Annotated in this window: 13 protein-coding genes; 3 read left to right on the top strand and 10 right to left on the bottom strand. The window is 73.2% G+C overall.

The window, feature by feature from the left end; genetic code table 11:
• Positions 1–19 precede the first annotated feature (19 nt).
• From OYE22_RS27850 to OYE22_RS27825, 6 genes are all read right to left on the bottom strand, one after another.
• Positions 20–883, bottom strand: coding sequence for a S1 family peptidase (locus OYE22_RS27850; protein WP_277322949.1), 864 nt, complete (start codon positions 881–883; stop codon positions 20–22).
• Positions 884–1,224: 341 nt separating this feature from the next.
• Positions 1,225–2,217: a DUF1684 domain-containing protein gene (locus OYE22_RS27845; protein ID WP_277322948.1), complete on the bottom strand. Its 993-nt coding sequence runs from the start codon at positions 2,215–2,217 to the stop codon at positions 1,225–1,227.
• 14 nt (positions 2,218–2,231) lie between these two features.
• Positions 2,232–3,560, bottom strand: a complete 1,329-nt coding sequence (locus OYE22_RS27840) for an NtaA/DmoA family FMN-dependent monooxygenase (RefSeq protein ID WP_277322947.1) — start codon at positions 3,558–3,560, stop codon at positions 2,232–2,234.
• Positions 3,557–4,582, bottom strand: a complete 1,026-nt coding sequence (locus tag OYE22_RS27835; protein WP_277322946.1) for an LLM class flavin-dependent oxidoreductase — start codon at positions 4,580–4,582, stop codon at positions 3,557–3,559. Before OYE22_RS27835 ends, OYE22_RS27840 begins: the two co-directional genes overlap by 4 nt.
• Before the next feature lie 99 nt (positions 4,583–4,681).
• Entirely contained in the window at positions 4,682–6,832 is a 2,151-nt protein-coding gene (locus OYE22_RS27830; RefSeq protein ID WP_277322945.1) for an FAD/NAD(P)-binding protein, read from the bottom strand.
• A 772-nt stretch (positions 6,833–7,604) separates the two neighbouring features.
• Positions 7,605–8,951: a DUF5685 family protein gene (locus OYE22_RS27825; protein WP_277322944.1), complete on the bottom strand. Its 1,347-nt coding sequence runs from the start codon at positions 8,949–8,951 to the stop codon at positions 7,605–7,607.
• A 230-nt stretch (positions 8,952–9,181) separates the two neighbouring features.
• Between OYE22_RS27825 and sepF the strand changes: the two genes are divergently transcribed.
• Positions 9,182–9,616 (top strand): cell division protein SepF, encoded by a 435-nt coding sequence (gene sepF / locus OYE22_RS27820; RefSeq protein WP_176160906.1) that lies wholly within the window; start codon positions 9,182–9,184, stop codon positions 9,614–9,616.
• A gap of 179 nt (positions 9,617–9,795) precedes the next feature.
• Here sepF and OYE22_RS27815 read toward each other — a convergent pair whose 3' ends face one another.
• Both OYE22_RS27815 and OYE22_RS27810 read right to left on the bottom strand, forming a co-directional pair.
• Positions 9,796–10,983 carry an acyl-CoA dehydrogenase family protein gene (locus OYE22_RS27815; RefSeq protein WP_277322943.1) on the bottom strand — a complete coding sequence of 396 codons (1,188 nt, stop codon included), beginning with the start codon at positions 10,981–10,983 and terminating at the stop codon, positions 9,796–9,798.
• Between the two features lie 184 nt (positions 10,984–11,167).
• Positions 11,168–12,904, bottom strand: a complete 1,737-nt coding sequence (locus tag OYE22_RS27810; RefSeq protein ID WP_277322942.1) for an MFS transporter — start codon at positions 12,902–12,904, stop codon at positions 11,168–11,170.
• A 774-nt stretch (positions 12,905–13,678) separates the two neighbouring features.
• On the opposite strand from OYE22_RS27810, the gene OYE22_RS27805 reads away from it, so the two are divergent.
• Positions 13,679–14,635, top strand: a complete 957-nt coding sequence (locus OYE22_RS27805; protein WP_277322941.1) for a phosphatase PAP2 family protein — start codon at positions 13,679–13,681, stop codon at positions 14,633–14,635.
• 147 nt (positions 14,636–14,782) lie between these two features.
• On the opposite strand, the gene OYE22_RS27800 is transcribed toward OYE22_RS27805, so the two are convergent.
• On the bottom strand, positions 14,783–14,998 hold the full coding sequence (locus OYE22_RS27800; protein ID WP_277322940.1) for a proteinase inhibitor I78: 216 nt from the start codon (positions 14,996–14,998) through the stop codon (positions 14,783–14,785).
• A 559-nt stretch (positions 14,999–15,557) separates the two neighbouring features.
• Here OYE22_RS27800 and ctaD point away from each other — a divergent pair.
• Positions 15,558–17,252 (top strand): cytochrome c oxidase subunit I, encoded by a 1,695-nt coding sequence (gene ctaD / locus OYE22_RS27795; protein WP_277322939.1) that lies wholly within the window; start codon positions 15,558–15,560, stop codon positions 17,250–17,252.
• On the opposite strand, the gene OYE22_RS27790 is transcribed toward ctaD, so the two are convergent.
• Positions 17,212–18,213: a YafY family protein gene (locus tag OYE22_RS27790; protein WP_277322938.1), complete on the bottom strand. Its 1,002-nt coding sequence runs from the start codon at positions 18,211–18,213 to the stop codon at positions 17,212–17,214. The two genes, ctaD and OYE22_RS27790, sit on opposite strands and share 41 nt — an antisense overlap.
• Between the last annotated feature and the right edge of the window lie 83 nt (positions 18,214–18,296).

Below are 18,296 nucleotides of genomic sequence, written 5' to 3'. Positions count from 1 at the left end.
CAGGTCAGGTCAGGTCAGGTCAGTAGACGTTGACCTTGTACTTGCTCAGCGCCTCCTTGACCGGCTGGAAGAACGTCGTGCCGCCCGACGAGCAGTCGCCGCTGCCGCCGGAGGTGAGGCCGAGGGCGGTGGTGCCGGAGAACAGGGCGCCGCCGCTGTCGCCGGGCTCGGCGCAGACGTTGGTCTGGACGAGGCCGGAGACCACGTCCCCGCCGCCGTAGTTCACAGTGGCGTTCAGGCCGGTGACCTTGCCACTTCGCAGCCCCGTGGTGCTGCCGCTGCGCTGCACCTTCTGGCCGACGGTGGCGTTGGCCGCCTTCTTGATGTCCCGCGACGAGCCGTTGTACAGGTTGACGGTCCCCGGGTGCTTGAGGGAGCGGTTGTCGTAGCGGATGAGGCCGTAGTCGTTCCCCGGGAAGCTGGACCCGACGGTCTTGCCGATCTTCGTGCGGTGGTTGAACGTGGTGTACCAGGGCGGCTTGCCGTCGGTGCAGTGGCCGGCGGTCACGATGAAGTACTCGCCCTTGGCGTTGCGCGCGTTGAACCCGGCCGAGCAGCGCCAGTCGCCCGCGTAGATGGCGTCGCCGCCGGCGATGAGCTTGTTGAAGGTGCCGGGGGTGCGCTCGACGCGGATCGCGCCGGCGTGCGCTCCCGCCGCGCGCTTGAGCCGGGATATCTCGGCCCGGCTGACGGTGCTGTCGGCGGTGACGACAAGGGTGTTGGTGGCTTTGTCGACGTACCAGGCGGTGCCGGGCACGTTCGCCGAGCGGACCGCGTCGCCCGCGGTGGCCGCCCGGACCGTGGTGGGTGCGGCCGGCGCGTCGGTGGCGGCCCCGGCGGCCGGCACCGCGAGCGCCGAGACGGCGGCGAGTCCGCAGGTCACGCCGATGACGCGGACACGTCCGCGGGGGCGGGGGCGGAGCGTGGTGCGGGTGTTCCTCAACTCTTCCTCCGGGGAAGTCGTGGGCCGGCTGCCGCGCCGGGCCCCGGGTGGCACGGCCACGGGGGTACGGCTGTCCGGCACGGCACGGCTACACGACGCCTCCGCCACGCTTCTCGTCCCCCCGTACGAGCGCTGTCAGGAGTATTCGGGCTGCGGCCGGCGCCGCACAAGGGGGTGGCGAGCCACCCTCGGCGGCGCCCGGCGCCCACCACGCCCGGAACGGCCCGCTCCCCCGCCGCCCCCACCGGCCACTGCCCCGTCGGACCGGTGAACGGCCCCGGTCAGCCCGTCGCCACCGGGTTGCGCTCGCCCGCCGTGAGCGGGAACGGGAGCGTGTTGCCCGGCGGCGGGAACGGGCACAGGAAGTGGTCGGTGAACGCGCACGGCGGCAGCAGGGTGCGGTTGAAGTCCAACGTCAGCCTCCCGTCGACGCCCGGGGCGCCGGGCCGCAGGAAGCGGAACCGGTAGCTGCCGCCCTCGGCCCTGGCCCGCCCGCTGGTGGCGTCGGCGAGCACGATCCACAGCGAGCCGTCCCCCTCGTCCCCGGCCACCAGCGTGTGTTCCACGCCCTCCACCGTGAACACCACCTCGCCGGTGAGCCCGAGCCCCCGCCGCGCCCCGTCGGCGTTGGCCACCTGGATCGTGCGCCCCTCGGGGAACGGCCGGAAGACGGCGGGCACCGCCCAGCGCTCGGCGTAGTCGAACGCGTCGATCCCCGCGAACGCCCGCCGGGCCGCCGCGTCGGGGTCGAAGACCCGTACCGCCCACAGGCCCTCGCGGCGCAGCACCACCAGGTGCCGGTCGCCGCTGGTGACCCGGGCGTCCAGCGGCCCGTGCTCGGGCCCGAGCCTGGCCTCGCCCTCCAGCGGCTGGCCGTCGACCGCGAGCAGGTCCTCGGCGGTGGCGCTGACCACGAGTTCCTCGCCGTCCTCGGTCCACCGCCCCGGTACGCCGGGCAGCCTGCCGTCCGGCGCGTCGGCCAGCCAGTGGGTGCCGGTCACCGACAGCGGGCCGTACGGAGCGGCGACCGCCTCGGTGCGCTCCCGCAGCCAGGCGCGCCAGTCCGCCCGCTCCGACGAGGTCTCGCCCGGCGGCTGGCGTCGGGCCGCGTCCGACCCCGGTATCTCGGGTTCACCGCCGGCCCCGGGCTCGCTACCGGTCCGGGCCGTGGAGTGCAGGATCGTTCCCGGCCGCACCGCGCCGTTCGGTGCGGCCGTCCCCGCGGGCCGCGCCGGGGTGGCCGCCGTGCTGCGCTGTGCCGCTGTGTCCGTCATGCTGCTGTGTCCTTTCACGAGGGCTGGGCGAGCCCGAGATGGGCGCGCAGCGTGCTGCCGGTGTACCGGGTACGGAACGACCCGCGCTCTTGGAGCAACGGCACCACCTGCTCGACGAAGTCGTCGAGCCCGCCCGGAGTCAGGTGCGGTATCAGGATGAAGCCGTCGGCGGCATCCGTCTGGACGAAGGTGTCCATCTCGTCGGCGACCGCCGCCGGCGTCCCGATGAAGGACTGCCGTCCGGTGGCCTCGATCACGGTCTGCCGGATGGACAGCCCCTTCTCCTCGGCCAGCGCGCGCCAGGAGGCAACGACGGCGCGCGGGTCGGCGTGCCGCACCCGGCCCTGGCTGAGCTGGGCATCGTAGTCGGGTTCGATGTCCGGCAATGGGCCATCCGGGTCATATCGCGATAGGTCGACTCCCCAGATCTGCTCCAGTGTGAGCAGCGCCGTCTGCGGCGAGATCTGCTGGTGCCGGATCTCGGCGGCCTTCTCCTGGGCCTCGGCCGCGGTGTCGCCCAGGACGAACGTCACCCCCGGCATGATCTTCAGGTCCTCGGGGCGGCGCCCGTGCGCGGCGAGCCGGCCCTTGACGTCGGCGTAGAACTGCCGACCGGCCTCCAGCGTGCCGTGCCGGGTGAAGACGATGTCGGCGGTCGCCGCGGCGAACTCGCGGCCCTCGCTCGAATCGCCGGCCTGGATGACGACCGGGTGGCCCTGCGGGCCGCGCTCCACGCTGAAGCGGCCCTCGATGTCGAAGTGGTGCCCGTGGTGCGCGAAGGCACCGGCCCGCGCGCGCTCGGCGCCCGGCGGCCAGGAGTCCCACAGCTCGCGCGCGGTGGCGACGAACTCGGCGGCCCTGGTGTAGCGGTCGGCGCGGTCCAGGAAGCCGCCGCGCCGGAAGTTCTCGCCGGTGAAGGCGTCGGAGGAGGTCACCACATTCCAGGCGGCGCGTCCCCCGCTCAGGTGGTCGAGCGAGGCCAGGCGCCGGGCGAGTTCGTAGGGCTCGTTGAAGGTGGCGTTGACGGTCGCGGCGAGCCCGAGCCGCTCGGTGACGGCGGCCAGCGCGCTGAGCACCGTGATCGCCTCGGGCCTGCCGAGGACGTCGAGGTCGTGGACGCGGCCCTGGTGCTCGCGCAGCCGCAGCCCCTCGGCGAGGAAGAAGAAGTCGAACAGGCCGCGCTCGGCGGTCTGGGCCAGGTGTGTGAAGGACGCGAAGTCGATCTGGCTGCCGAGCGCCCGCGGCGACGCGCTCCACACCGTCGTGTTGTTGACGCCCGGGAAGTGGGCGGCGAGGTGGATGGACTTACGGCTGGTACGCGGGGTGCCCGAGGTGTCGGTCATCGCGCTGATGCCTCCCTGGCGAGGGCGTAACGGTTGGCCGGGCGCGGCAGGCCCAGGTGTTCGCGGAGCGTGGCGCCCGGATAGAAGTGGCGCGCCAGGCCGCGGTGTTGCAGCACGGGCACCGTGCCGTCCACGAGGAGCCGCAGGTCGCGCTCGGGGTCCCGGGGGCGGAAGTGGAAGCCGTCGGCGACGCCGTCGGTGTGCCAGCTCGCGGCGAACTCGGCCAGCGCGACCGCGTCGGCCGACGCGTCGAGGTCCACCGGCAGCGAGGCGAGCACGATCAGCCGGTCCGGCTCCCGACCCCAGGCGCGGGTGCGTTCGCGCAGGTCCGCGCGGGCTACGCGGGCGACGTCGGGGTCGTCGGTGCGGATGAGGGCGACATCGGCGTAGCGGGCCGCCGTCGCCCGGACGTGGGAGGGCGTGGCGTCGATGACGGTGACGGGGTGTCCCTGTGGCGGGCGGGGCACGATGGAGGGGCCGCGCACCGAGAAGGTGGCCGACTCGAAGTCGACGTAGTGCAGCTTGTCCCGGTCGACGAAGCGACCGGTGGCCACGTCCCGGATCTCCGCGTCGTCCTCCCAACTGTCGAAGAGCCGGGTGACGACGTCCACCACCTCGCCCGCCTCGTGCCACAGCTCCGGCGCGGGGGCCGCCGGCCGGCGGCCGACGAGCCGGGCCTCGGCCTCGGTGGCGGAGACCTCGACGATCCAGCCGGCCCGCCCGCGGCTGACCCAGTCCAACGTGGCGACCTGGGTGGAGACGTGGAACGGCTCGGTGTGGGTGGTGGTGACGGTCGGCACTAAGCCGATGCGGTCCGTGGTGGGGGCGACGCGGGCCAGCGCGGCGAGGGCGTCGAGCCGTGCCACGCCGGGCGCGGGCTGGCCGAGCGAGTCGTCCAGGGTGACGAAGTCGAAGGCACCGCGCTCGGCGAGCTGGGCCCGGTCGACGAAGGCGGACGCGGTCTGGGGCGCGCCGCCGTCGATGGCGACGGCCAGTCGCAGCGGACGGTTCAAGGGGGGCATGGGGGTCCTTAGGGTCCGTGGGTGGATACACGTCGGGCGGACGTTCTCGCGCCGGCTCGGGCCGACGCGGCGCGCGAGCCCGGGCCGTGCCGGGGCCGGTCAGGCGCTCAGCCGCGCCGGCCGGGCGTCCTCGGTGAGCAGCCGCAGCAGGGCCCGGGCCACCGCGTCGTTCTGGCGTACGGCGGGGGCTCCGGTGCCGGGTCGGGCGAAGGCCGCGGCGACCCGGGCGTCGGTGGGCGCCCCGATCGCGAACCGGCGCGGGTGCGGCCGGCCGGCCCCATCGAGCAGGCGGGCGTCCTCGGGGCGTACGGCGACCAGCCCGCCGGGCGTCACGCGCAACCCGTCCGGGTCCTCCTCGTGCAGGGCGCGGAGCAGCCGGTCGCGGGAGCGGGCCACCGACGGGTCCGGCAGCCTGGCCTCGACCAGCGCGGTGGCCTCGACCCGGTGGCCGGGTACGGAGGCGCTGGTGGCCACGTAGGCGCCGCGCGCCGGGTCGGCGGTGACGCTCATGTCGGCCCCGACGAAGCGCACGACGCCGGCCCGGGACAGGGCGAGCAGTTGCCGCAGTCGGGGGCCGGGCGGGCCCGAGGCGAGGTAGCTGAAGAAGCCGTGCCACCACGGGCCGATGTCGCCGAGCCCGGCGACCTGCCCGTACACCGCCAGCAGGCCGAGGAAGACGGCCAGGTCGGAGCTGTGTTCCGGGTCGTGGCGGCGTATCAGGTCGGCGGTGACGTACTCCCGCAGCCCCTCCTGGAGCGCGGCGTGCGAGGCGAAGGTGACCCCGGCCAGCGGGCGGTCGAGGCGGGTCAGGTCGAGCCGGTCGGCGGGGTCCGGCACGGCGGCGGCCACCAGCGCGGCCAGCTCGGCGCCGCCCACCTCGCAGGCGGCGTACGCCGTCTCGAACTCCGCCCAGCTCCCGACCGTGCGCTCCGGGTGAGCGGTGAACAGCCGGTGGTAGTGCACGTAGCCCAGCTCCTTCTGGACCAGCGGCCACGCGTCCCGGGCGAAGTCGACCGGCCGCTGCCGCCGCAGCACGTCGGCCACCTGCTCGGGCCCGAAGAAGCGAGGCAGCGGCGGCAGTTCGCCCGTCCAGTCGTAGCCCAGCTTGGCGTGGTACGGCACGCCGCGCCGCGACCCGACGTACAGCACCGGCTCCCGCCCCGACGGCCGGTAGACCAGCTCGGGGCCGTCGCCCGGCCCCTGGCCACCGGCGCCCGGCGCCTCGGCGTACGTCCCGCCGCGTCCCTCGGTCAGCAGGACCATCAGGTCCACGAAGGCCAGCCCGAAGCCGCGCACCAACACCGGCTGACCCGGGCGCAGCGCGCGCAGATCGCTGTCGGCGGTGTACTCGGGCGGCAGGTACGTCAGCCGGTGCCGGGCCGCGAACGCGCCCAACTCCCGCTCCTGAACGTCGGGTTCGGCGTCGAGGTGGCCGAGGGCGAGCACCACGGCGTCGGCGACGAGCGGCAGTTCCCGGTCCTCCAGCCACACCCGCTGCGCGCCGTCGCGCGGGCCGGTCAGCCGCACCGCGCGTCTGCGGTGGACGCGCAGCTCGACGCCGGCAGGCAGCGCGGCCACCGCCCGCTCGTACACCCAGCGCAGGTACGCGCTCTGCAGCCGCCGCGTGGCGAAGGTGCGCCCGGTCAACACGGCGACCTCCGCGGCGAGTTCGGGCGCCAGCGGTACGTTCAGGCGCCCGGCGCGGATGTCCTCGGCCCACTCGGCGAGCGAGGGCCCGGAGTCCGGCGGCCCGTCCCGCTCGGCGTCCCAGCCACGGCTCCCGTCGTCGAACACGGACACGTCGGCGGCCATCGAGTTCATCCACAGCAACGGCGACTGCCGCGGCCGCCAGACCCGGCCGCCGCCCGGCGGGTGCGGATCGACGAGGTGCAGCACGAGCCGCCCACCCCACGGCGTCGCGCCGCCACCTGGGGCCGCGCCGCCCCCCGGGGTCGCGTCGGCGCCGGTCAGCCGGGGGCGCGGGGGCAGGTGGGCCGGGCCGCCACGCGACCGGCCACCGACCGGCGAGCCCGCGCTGACGTGCGAGGGCGCGCTGACGTGCGAGGGCGCGCTGACGTGCGAGGACGCGCCGGCCGGCGATGCGACCAGGTCGGCGGCCGACAGGAGTTGGGCGGCGCGCGCGGCGATCCGGGCGATCAGGCCCACACCGCGCGGGCCGGCGCCGACGATCGCGATGGCCGGGGGCCGGGGGCGTCGGGGAAGAGGGGAGCTATCCGGTGACACGGACATGCGAAGACTCCGTGGGTGCTCGAATCCGAGCACGCGTCCCGTCCACACACCGGTCGAGCCCCTCAGCAGGACCGGACTGTGAAGGCTATGCGCTGGCCACTGCCCGCTGTCAAGGCTGTCCATACTGTGAACGGCGCGTCTCAAGTCAGTTGACGGACAAACGGAAGCCTGCTCCACTTGGCCCATGTACACAGGGCAGCGCCTGGTCACCCGCGACCACATCGACTTCGGTCGGGTGTGGTCGTCCTCCTGTTCGGGCTGACGCCGCTCCTACGCGCCTGAGCGCCCGCCCTCACCGGCCCGGCCGCGCTCGGCCTCCCGTGACCTCAGCCGTTACGGCCCCAACCCCCGCGCGGGCGCACGCGCCCCGCACCCACGCTTTCGGCACGCATCCCCACACGGTCAACGCTCGGCCTCCCCTCGCCTTGCTCGCGCACCACCCCGTTTCCCCGTTGCCCCACCATGCCTCCACCGACCCCTGCCCAACCCTGGCCCGGCCGCCCAACTTCCTTACTCTTACCGCCTGTTGACTACCGCCTCGCCCCACCCTGGAGGCGACGGCCACCCACTGACCGTCGCCTCCACAACCCACACCGGAGCGGGGCCGGGTTCCACGCCGGCCCCGACAGAAACCACCGCCCGCGCCACCCACACCCGCACTCAAACAACCCACCGGAAGCCCACCGCCGCAACGCGAGCGCGGCGAGGGCCACCAGCGGGCGCGGGTCGTCGACCCCACCGAGCAACTCCGCCCGCGCGGACGCGCCCCCGCTCAGCAACTACAGTCGCAACACTCACAACATTCGCAGCACTCACAGCACTCGCAGCATTCGCACTTGTGGCACCAGCCGCCGCGCTTGTCGCCGCTCCAGGGGTCGTGGTACTCCTCGCGGCAGCAGAGCTGGCACGTGCAGCACAGGCCGAGCCAGACCGCGCAGCCGGGGACCAGTGAGCGTCGGCGCGGTGGGCGGCCGGGGGAGCCGCCGGGGTCGCCACCTCCGTCGCCGCCCCCGCCGCCGAACCAGTCCCCGTCCGAACCGCCGTGGCCCGGCCCCGGGTGCAGCGGCTGGGGCGCGCCGTGGGCACCCTGCGGCGCGTTCAGGCCGCCGTACGGGGCGTACGAGCCGTTGCCGTGCGCGGGCTGGCCGCCCTGTGGCTGGGCATAGGGGTTGCCGTGCGGTTGGGCGTACGGGTTGCCGTACGGCTGCTGGGTTCCGGGACCGTACGGGTTCGCGGGGTGGCCCGCCGGGTGCGAGCAGGTGGGGCCGAACGCGCGGTCCACGGCGTGCCGCAGCTCGTGCGCGAGCAGCACGTGGGCGAGCTTGCCGTCGGTGAACTCCACGTCCCGCAGGGCCAGCCGCACGCCGTGCACCGCGTCCTCGCACAGCCGCCGCGCCTCGGCGAGCGTCGCGCCGGTGGCGAGCAACGGGTTCCACGCGCCGGTGCGCGCGTCCTCGTCCAGGTCCTCCACCGCGTCCAGGAGGTGCGCGAGGCGGCCGAAGAGTCGCCCGACCTCGGCGAGCGGGGCCCGGTTCGCCGGCCGGCCCGCCAGCTCGGCGGTGTGCGCGAAGGCGGCGGCGGTCGCGGTCTCGGTCGGTTCGGTGATGGTCAGCAGCGGGGTGCCGCGGCCGGCGAGCGCCTCGATGTCCGGCTGCCGGTCCACCGCCGCCACCAGCACGGCCGTGTCGAAGCCGAGGTCGGAGCCGGTGAGCGCGCCGGCCCGGTCCCAGCGGGTGGCCACCCGGCGGGCCGCGGCGGCCACCGGGCGGCGGCCCAGCGCGCCGTCACCGTCGGCGATGTGGTCCCGGACCTTCGCCGACGCAAGGACCAGGGAGACGGCGGCGGCCAGCCGGGCGCCCTCGCCGCGCGCGACGGGCGCCGTGCGCATGCCGCGCAGCGGGCAGGGCCCGGCGGTGCGCCGCCCGGCCGCGCGGGTGGCCTCCGGCGACTGGGCCTCGACCAGGACCGAAATAATCAGGCCGTCATAATTGGTGGCAACTCGGGCGAATTGGCCGTGGTCGGCCCGTAGCGCCAGACATAGTCCGCACAGGTGTGCCATCCAGTCGGTGCGAAGACGATCCGACAAGCGATGCCGACATGGTCGGACAATCCCAAACAAAGCTTCCTCGTTCCCCCGTACGCCGCGTGGCGTCACTCATTTAGCCGGCGAGTCTAACTACCATGCCGTCAGGCCCCTTGCACGGGAGGAACTCTGATTCCTGGGCATGCGTTGTGCACCAGTACCGTCACGAATCCCCTGTGCGGCGGCTATCCGCTTGGCACATCATCTACAACATGGCCGACCATAGAGGAGCGGACAGTACCCACCGCACGTGAGAGGAGGCGTCCATGGGATCGGTGCGCAAGGCGAGTGCTTGGCTTGGCCTCGTCGACGACAGCGATGATGAGCGCTACTACGACGACGACTACTCCGAGGGGCCCGAGCCCGGCGACGCCTGGGTGACCGACCCGCGGGTGCGGGTCGCCGACCAGGCCGCGCAGGACCAGGGCTCGCGCATCGCCACGGTCACCCCGGACGGGTTCCGTGACGCGCGGGGCATCGGCGAACTGTTCCGCGAGGGCATTCCGGTGATCGTGAACCTCACCGCCATGGAGCCCGCCGACGCCAAGCGCGTCGTGGACTTCGCCGCCGGGCTGACCTTCGGGCTGCGCGGCTCCATCGAGCGGGTCGCCACTCGGGTGTTCCTGCTCACACCGCCCGACTACCAGGTCGTCAGCGGCGAGGCCCGCCGCGGCAACAGCGGCTTCTTCAACCAGAGCTGACCTGGCGGCGTGCGCGCCTTCGCTGCGCACGCCGCCGGGCCGGGTCCGGCCCCGGTCACCCGACCCGCGCCGGCACCCCGCCCGCCTCGCTCGACTCCCCCGCGCCTCTCATCGCGCGCGTCGCGCCCATCTCGTTCATCCCGCTCGTGACGCTCGGCCCCCTCGCCCCGCCTGGTCCGTCACCGGAACGCGTCGAGCCCGGTCAGCGCCTTGCCCAGCACGAGCTGGTGCATCTCCACCGTGCCCTCGTAGGTGAGCACCGACTCCAGGTTGGTGGCGTGCCGCATCACCGGGTACTCCAGCGAGATGCCGTTCGCGCCCAGGATGGTGCGGGCCGTACGGCAGATCTCGATCGCCTCCCGCACGTTGTTGAGCTTGCCGAAGCTGACCTGCTCGGGCCGCAGCCGCCCGGCGTCCATCCGACGCCCGAGGTGGTACGCCAGCAGCAGACCCTTGTGGAGTTCGACCGCCATGTCGGCGAGCTTGGCCTGGGTGAGCTGGAAGCCACCGATCGGCTTGCCGAACTGCTCACGGGTCTTCGCGTAGTCCAGGGCCGCGTGGAACGAGGAGCGCGCGGCGCCCAGCGCGCCCCACACGATCCCGTACCGCGCGTGGCTGAGGCAGCTCAGCGGGCCGCGCAACCCCGTGACCTCGGGGAGCACCGCGTCGGCCGGCAGCCGCACCTGGTCGAGGACGAGTTCGCTGGTGACCGAGGCGCGCAGGGACCACTTGTGGTGGATCTCGGGGGCGGAGAAGCCGGGCGCGTCCGTGGGCACGACGAAGCCGCGGATGCCCTCGTCGGTCTGGGCCCAGACGACGGCGACGGCGGCCACCGAGCCGTTGGTGATCCACATCTTGCGGCCGGTGAGCACCCAGTCGGAGCCCTCGCGCCTGGCCGTGGTGCGCATGCCCGCGGGGTCGGAGCCGTGGTCGGGTTCGGTCAGGCCGAAGCAGCCAATCGCCTCCCCCGCCGCCATCGGCGGCAGCCAGCGCTGCTTCTGCTCCTCGGAGCCGTAGCGGTGGATGGCGTACATGGCCAGGGAACCCTGCACCGAGACCAGCGAACGGATGCCGGAGTCGGCCGCTTCCAGCTCCAGGCAGGCGAGCCCGTACTGGACGGCGCTGGCGCCCGCGCAGCCGTAGCCGTCGAGGGACATGCCGAGCGCGCCGATGGAGCCGAGTTCCCTGGCCAGGTCGCGGATGCCGGGCAGTTCGCCGCGCTCGTACCAGTCGGCGACGTACGGCAGCACCCGGTCCGTGGCCCAGCTACGGACGGTGTCGCGCACCGCGAGGTCCTCGGGCGCGAGGAGGTCGTCGATGCCCAGCGGGTCGGTCGGGTCGAACGGCGGCAAGGTGCGCGCGGACATGAGGGCGGCCTCCGGCTCGGGTGCGGTCTGGGTCGGGACCGGCGACCGGGGCCCGTACCGCCTCGGCGACCGGGGTGATCATCCCGTCGCGCCCGACGCTACTTCCGGGTACGAGACGGCGTCCAGCCCCCTTTGCCGCCAGCGTCGCGGGGTCGGCGTTGGCGTCGGCGCGGGGCGCGCGGTGTCAGCGGCGTGCGGACGAGGTGGCCGGGGTCGTGTCGGACGCGGGCGCGGCGCTCTCGGGCGCGTCGGGGTGCCGGCGGCGGCGCGGCACGGTGTCTCCCTTGCCGCGCGCGTGCCTGGGCGCGGAGGTCGGGCGGGTCGTGTCGTCGTCCGGGTCCGCGGGGCCGTCCATGGTGCGCGGCAGGCACAGCGCGGCGAGCGCGCCGAGCAGCAGCAGGCCGGCGCTGACCCAGAGCGTGCTGTGCAGACCGGTGACGAAGGAGTCGCGGGCGGCGGCCCGCAGCACCGCGCCGGACGCCCCGCCGAGCGCGTCGGAGACCTCGTACGCCTCGCCGAGCGAATGGCTCGCGGCCCTGGCGGAGTCGTCGGGTATGCCCGGGGTCGCGGCGACCCTCGGGGAGTAGGCGGCGTTCATCACGCTGCCGAGCAGCGCGATGCCGAGGCCGGCGCCGAGCTGGTAGGAGGTCTCGCCTATGGCCGCGGCCCCGCCCGCGCACCTGGCCGGCGCCTCGCTGAGCATCGACTCGTACGCCCCGAACAGGGTGGTCTCCAGGCCGAAGCCGAGGAGGACGAAGCCGCAGACGAGGACGGCGGGGCGGTCGTGCTGGCCCATCGCGGTCAGCGACAGGACGGCGCCCGCGGTGACGGCGAAGCCGAGGGCGACCATGGTGCGCGGGCCGAGCCGGTGCAGCATGCGGGAGCCCACGAGGCCGGCGGCCATGGCCGCGAACGTGAGCGGCAGCAGGCGCAGGCCGGTCTCCAGCGGGGTGAGGCCGAGGACCAGTTGCAGGTACTGGGCGGCTATCAGCTCCAGCCCGACCAGGGCCAGCATCGCGAGCACGATGCAGCCCACCGCGGTGCCGAACGCGGGTCGGGCGAACATGGCCAGGTCCACCAGCGGGTTGCTACGCCGGCGCTGGCGGCGCACGAAGAGCACCAGGAGGACGCCTCCCAGCAGCGTCGGGCACACGGTCCCGAGTTCGGTCAGACCCTGCCCGTTGCCCAGCCGCTTGATTCCGAGGACGGCGCCGAACAGGCCGAACGCCGCCATCAGCGCGCCGGTCACGTCCCAGGGGCCGTTGCCGTCGCCGGTGGACTCGGGCAGCAGCCAACGGCCGACGGGCAGGGCGGCGACCATCAGCGGGATGTTGATCAGGAAGACCGAGCCCCACCAGAAGTGCTCCAGGAGGAAGCCGCCGAGCAGCGGTCCGGCCGCGGCGCCCACGGCCGCGACGGCGCTCCAGATGCCGATCGCGACGGCGCGCTCGCGACGGTCGGGGAAGACCTGGCGGAGGATCGACAGCGTGGCGGGCATGATCATCGCGCCGCCGACGCCGAGCAGGGCCCGGGCCACGATCAGGACCTCGGGCGTGGTCGCCAGGGCGGCGAGCGCGGAGGCCAGGCCGAAGAGCCCGTAGCCGAGGAGCAGTACGCGCCGGCGGCCGACCCGGTCGCCGAGGGTGCCGAAGAGGATCAGCAGCGACGCGCACACCAGCGGGTAGACGTCCACGATCCACAGCAGCTCCATCGAGCCGGGCCGCAGGTCCTCGCTGACGGCCGGGACCGCGACGTGCAGGACGGTGGCGTCGACAGCGACCAGCAGCAGGCTCACGCACAGCACCACGAGCACGAGCCACCGGTCGGCGCCGCCGTTCGCGTCGCGCCAGCGCGAGGCACCGGGTCCGAACCGGGAAACGCCCGCTGACCGTCGGTTGCCGGTCGTGGTCGTCCCGGTCATAGAGGTACCTCCCTGTGGTGCGCTCGCGGCGCGGGGCCTGTTCGGGGCATGACGCCGACGTGACGTCGAGAAGGCAGTCCGGTGGCCCTGCGGATTGGGCGAGTGAGACGTCAGCGTACGCGAGTCGCGGTGGGGGCCACGTACCTCACCGCCCCCTGAGCCCCTTGCCCCATTTGTCCCAACCACCGTCTGACCTGCGCTCACACCCCACCCGACCCGCACGGCGAGGCCCACGCCGGGCTCAGGGGCGGCCCGACCTCGCCGTCCGGGCGTCGGACACCCACCCGGGCCTCGCGCCCCCGGCCGGGCCGCGGCCCGAACCGGCGCCGCGACGCGCGCGGGGCCACCGGCGCGCACTATGGCCGGATGTGATCGCGCGCCAGGAGCCGCCGCACGGGGCCCGGGCCGCGACACCGGTCGTTCACCGAGATGATCACCGCGCGTCCGACGGGGCCGGTCGCCGCCCGGCAACCGGGCGGGAAACGGCGGGGAACGTCATGGCTAATCAGCGATAAACAGAGGAGCGCTAATAGAATAAACGGGTTCCGCGCGATCCCGATGAGAAGCGCTACGGGAATAGCCAAGGACTCCCGGCATTCCGTGAAATCGTGAACGGCAATGCCGAGAACGAGACCCTCTCCACATCACATCGTCATCACAAAGAGACGTGATCGACCGATGTCACCTGTCACGCAATGTAATGTCGATTGAGTGCGTACCGATGACAAGCTTCCTCAGGCGGAGGAGCGCCCAGCCAAAGTCGCGCGACCGCGCATGACGCGGACGCGGGGCTGGCTGCTGGGGTCCACTCTCGCGGTCTACGTGGCCACGGTGGTCGGCGTGCTCACCACCTCCTGGCTGGTGAAGCTCGACTGGCAAGTCATGTTGTTCCGGCCGTACAAGCAGTGGCCGGAATTCCACACCTTCCTGGACTACTTCGTCGTGCTCGGCCAGCGCGGGCCCACGGCCGTCATGGTGACCGCCTGGCTCGGCTGGTGCTGCTGGCAGCAGCGCAGCCCGCGCCCGCTGTTGCTGCTCGGCACCTCGCTGCTGCTGCTGAACGCGACGGTGGGGGCCGCGAAGTTGGGGATGGGCCGCCTGGGCCCGCACTACGCGACCGTGGTCGGCTCGAACGAGATGTGGGCCGACGGCGATATATTTCCTTCGGGTCACACCGCGAACGCCGTGGTCACCTGGGGTGTGCTGGCCTACCTGGCGACCACGCCGGGGGCCCGCAGGGTCGCCTCCGTCATCGCCTCCGTGGTCACCCTGGGCGTGGGCATGACGACGGTCTACCTCGGCACGCACTGGGTCAGCGACGTGCTCCTCGGCTGGGCCGCCGGTCTGCTGATCCTGCTGGCGCTGCCGATGTTCGAGGCGCCGATGGCATGGGCCGAGATGGTGTTGCGGATCGCCTGGGCGCGCCTGCGCGCGGGCTCCCTGTTCACCCCACAGCCGGCCGCCGCGCTGACCAACCCGGCGCTGAGCACGCCACGGGCCACCTCGGACGAGGAGCACCACACCCGCGAGCGGCTGCCGTTGGCCGGCCGCGCCGGCGGGGCCGCGCGGGCCCCGGAGGGCTGGCCGCACCACCCGGCCCGGCCGCACACCGCGCGCTCCGAGCGCACCCCCGTCACCCCGACCGGCAGCCGCCGCCCGCCGCACTCGGACCGCTCCCGCGCGGCGCCGCTCGGCTCGGCCGGCGCCCCGCGCGGACGCACCGGCGGCTGACGGCCCAGGGCCGCGCGGCGCCGCCCGCGCGGCCACGGCCCGCACGATCGGCGCGCACACCGGCGGGCCGCCTACGGCGAAGGCCCCGACGCTCCTAGGAGCGTCGGGGCCTTCGCCGTAGGCGCCGGGGCCCGGCCGGCGCCGGCTTCAGCCCTTCCAGCAGCGCTCGACGACGCCGTCCTCGACGGTGAAATTCAGTCGGCCGGTCAGGTACTCCATGGTGATGATCGCGCCCTTCGGCAGCGACCTGACGGTGGTCCAGCCGCGCTCCCTGGCCCGCCGCTCGGCGGCCTCGCCGGCGAGTCCGACGTAGGAGTCCAGGTCGTCGGCCGGTTCGGCCGGGGGTGTGGGTAGAGGTGCCATGCCAGCCACCGTAGGCGGCCCCGCCGGGGGACGGAAGGCGGGCCCTGCCAGCGGAACATGGCCCACGGGCACCTCACTGGTCACACTTGTGTCACAGAAAACCCGGCCTGGTTTGCCGTGCCCCGCATCACCCGTAAGGGCCTTCCGTTCCCCGTCGGAAGGGGCGGCCGAGTTCTCATCAATTTCTCATTTCGGCGCCCGAAAAGGGTCGCGCCGCGCGCTGTACGGCAGCTACGGGTATGGAAATTGAACGGCTAACGGAAATGCATACCGCATCACACAGGGAGCGCACAATTCCACCACATTGATCTGGCCGTTCGCACACAGGTTTGGCCATAGCTACACGTACCGACTTCCCGCGCTGACGCCCACATGCCAGACACACCAGACAAGCCCGACAACGATCCCCGCACAGGCCCTCATAAGTGGCTCACGGACGGGGCAGAAGCGGGCGAATCGGCGCGCCGTACGCGTGTCGTACCGGCACGCCCGCCACGGGAGCCCCGCATCATGGCGGGTACCCGAAGCCCGGCAGAGCAGACGCCCAGAGGGAGCACGCATGGGGACGGAGACCGCTCAGGCGGCTGCCGGGCCGGTTCGGGAGCGGCGGCCCGGCCGCGTGGTGGTGGACTGGCTGACGACGACCGACCACAAGAAGATCGGCCACCTCTACCTGATCACCTCGTTCGGCTTCTTCCTGCTCGGCGGGTTACTGGCCCTGGTGATGCGGGCCGAGCTGGCCCGCCCGGGGTTGCAGCTCGTCTCGAACGAGCAGTTCAACCAGGCGTTCACGCTGCACGGCACGATCATGCTGCTGCTGTTCGCGACGCCGACCTTCGCCGGGTTCGCCAACGAGATCATGCCGCTCCAGATCGGCTCCCCCGACGTGGCCTTCCCGCGCCTGAACATGCTCTCGTACTGGCTGTTCCTCATCGGCGGGCTCATGGTGGTCAGCGGCATGCTGCTGCCGAACGGCGCGGCCGACTTCGGCTGGTTCGCCTACGCGCCGCTCAACAGCGCCACCCACTCGCCCGGCATCGGCGCCGACCTGTGGATCATGGGCCTGGCGCTGTCGGGCTTCGGCACGATCCTGGGCTCGGTCAACTTCCTCACCACCATCATCGGGATGCGCGCACCCGGCATGACGATGTTCCGGATGCCCGTCTTCACCTGGAACGTGCTGTTCACCTCGATCCTGGTGCTCATCGCCTTCCCCGTACTGGCCGCCGCGCTGCTGTGCCTGGAGGCGGACCGGCGCTTCGGGGCGGTGGTCTTCGAGGCCAAGTACGGCGGGGCCATCCTGTGGCAGCACCTGTTCTGGTTCTTCGGGCACCCGGAGGTCTACATCATCGCGCTGCCGTTCTTCGGCATCATCACGGAGATCATCCCGGTCTTCTCCCGCAAGCCGATCTTCGGCTACGTGATGCTGATCGGGGCGACGATGGCCATCACGGGGCTGTCCGTGGTCGTCTGGGCCCACCACATGTTCGCCACCGGAGCGGTGCTGCTGCCCTTCTTCTCCTTCCTGTCCTTCCTGATCGCGGTGCCGACCGGGGTGAAGTTCTTCAACTGGATCGGCACCATGTGGCACGGGTCGATCTCCTTCGAGACGCCGATGCTGTGGTCGATCGGCTTCCTGGTCAGCTTCCTGTTCGGCGGCCTGACCGGCGTGATCCTGGCCTCGCCGCCGCTGGACTTCCACGTCACCGACAGCTACTTCGTGGTGGGCCACTTCCACTACGTGGTCTTCGGCACGGTCGTCTTCGCGATGTTCGCCGGCTTCTACTTCTGGTGGCCGAAGCTCACCGGCAAGATGCTCGACGAGCGACTCGGCCGCGTCCACTTCTGGACCCTGTTCGTCGGCTTCCACGCCACGTTCCTGGTCCACCACTGGCTGGGCGTGGAGGGCATGCCGCGCCGGTACGCGGACTACCTGGCGGCCGACGGCTTCACCGCGCTCAACATGGTCTCGACCGTCGGCGCCTTCCTGCTCGGCCTGTCCACGCTGCCGTTCCTCTACAACGTCTGGAAGACCGCGCGCTACGCGCCGCCGGTGGCCGTGGACGACCCGTGGGGGTTCGGCCGCTCGCTGGAGTGGGCGACCTCCTGCCCGCCGCCTCGGCACAACTTCCTCGCGCTGCCCCGCATCCGCTCCGAGTCCCCCGCCTTCGACCTGCGCCACCCGCGAGTGGCGCGGTTGGAAGAGTCGAGCATCAAGGCAGAGCCCGGTCGAGACGGTCGCGAATCCGCCTGATGTGCTCGCGCAGCTCGGCCGGTTCGCGCACCTCGAAGTCGAAGCCCGCCAAGACGATGTGCAGCACCAGCACGTCCAGCGCGTGTGCGCCGGTGTGCAGCAGGCAGGAGTGGTCGTCCACCGCCTCGAGGACCCCGGCCGACGGCGAGATCTGCTCCGCGGCGCGCTCCACCGAGACCCGCAACAGCACGGTGGCGCGGTGCGCGTACGCGGTCACGGACACGCCCCGCGACACGTAGGCGGCCAGGTCGTCGGCGGGCGGCTCGCGGTCTTCGAAGCGCGGGCCGTGCGGTGGCTTGGGGGTGATGCGGTCGGCCCGGAAGGTGCGCCAGTCGGCGCGGTCGAGGTCCCACGCGACCAGGTACCAGCGCGCCCGCGAACACACCAGGCGGTACGGCTCGGTCGTGCGGCGACTCACCCCGCCGCCGTGGTCCCGGTACTCGAACCGGACCCGCTCCCGGTCCCGGCAGGCGTGCGCCAACTCGGTCAACACCCGCGGGTCGATGGCCGCGTGGCCGGGCGCGCCGACCATCGGCACCGTGTACGTGTTCAGCGCCGAGACCCGGCGACGCAGCCGGTCCGGCAGCACCTGCTCCAGCTTGGCCAGGGCGCGCACGGTGCTCTCGTCGATGCCCTCCACCCCGGCGGGGGCCATCCGCAGTCCCACCGCGACGGCCACCGCCTCGTCGTCGTCGAGCAGCAGCGGCGGCAGCTCGGCGCCCGCGCCGAGCTGGTAGCCGCCCGCGGTGCCCGGCACGGAGTGCACCGGGTAGCCGAGTTCGCGCAGCCGGTCCACGTCGCGGCGGATGGTGCGCGGGGTGACGCCGAGGCGCTCGGCCAGCTCCGCGCCCGCCCAACTACGGCGCCCACCGCCCGCGCCGTACCGGTCCGCCGACGCGAGGCCGCCGTGGGTCTGCAACAGCGAGAGCAGACGCAGGAGTCGGGCCGAGGTTTCCAACATGGGCAGCAGTCTGCCAGCCGTCGCGGACAGCCACGGTCCGCGAGGAGCCGTGAGGGGGCGGGCGGCACCACCCGCTCCCGAAC

Source organism: Streptomyces sp. 71268 (genome assembly GCF_029392895.1).
GTDB lineage: Bacteria > Actinomycetota > Actinomycetes > Streptomycetales > Streptomycetaceae > Streptomyces.
The sequence above is the reverse complement of the archived record's forward strand: the minus strand, read 5'-3'. Positions and strand labels throughout refer to the sequence as shown.

What these genes read in the sequence shown, in the direction of transcription:
- OYE22_RS27840 (WP_277322947.1), bottom strand. Translation starts at nt 3,560, where the DNA reads ATGACCGACACCTCGGGCACCCCGCGTACCAGCCGTAAGTCCATCCAC.
- sepF (WP_176160906.1), top strand. Translation starts at nt 9,182, where the DNA reads ATGGGATCGGTGCGCAAGGCGAGTGCTTGGCTTGGCCTCGTCGACGAC.
- OYE22_RS27790 (WP_277322938.1), bottom strand. Translation starts at nt 18,213, where the DNA reads ATGTTGGAAACCTCGGCCCGACTCCTGCGTCTGCTCTCGCTGTTGCAG.
- OYE22_RS27835 (WP_277322946.1), bottom strand. Translation starts at nt 4,582, where the DNA reads ATGCCCCCCTTGAACCGTCCGCTGCGACTGGCCGTCGCCATCGACGGC.
- ctaD (WP_277322939.1), top strand. Translation starts at nt 15,558, where the DNA reads ATGGGGACGGAGACCGCTCAGGCGGCTGCCGGGCCGGTTCGGGAGCGG.
- OYE22_RS27800 (WP_277322940.1), bottom strand. Translation starts at nt 14,998, where the DNA reads ATGGCACCTCTACCCACACCCCCGGCCGAACCGGCCGACGACCTGGAC.
- OYE22_RS27805 (WP_277322941.1), top strand. Translation starts at nt 13,679, where the DNA reads ATGACGCGGACGCGGGGCTGGCTGCTGGGGTCCACTCTCGCGGTCTAC.
- OYE22_RS27815 (WP_277322943.1), bottom strand. Translation starts at nt 10,983, where the DNA reads ATGTCCGCGCGCACCTTGCCGCCGTTCGACCCGACCGACCCGCTGGGC.
- OYE22_RS27845 (WP_277322948.1), bottom strand. Translation starts at nt 2,217, where the DNA reads ATGACGGACACAGCGGCACAGCGCAGCACGGCGGCCACCCCGGCGCGG.
- OYE22_RS27830 (WP_277322945.1), bottom strand. Translation starts at nt 6,832, where the DNA reads ATGTCCGTGTCACCGGATAGCTCCCCTCTTCCCCGACGCCCCCGGCCC.
- OYE22_RS27810 (WP_277322942.1), bottom strand. Translation starts at nt 12,904, where the DNA reads ATGACCGGGACGACCACGACCGGCAACCGACGGTCAGCGGGCGTTTCC.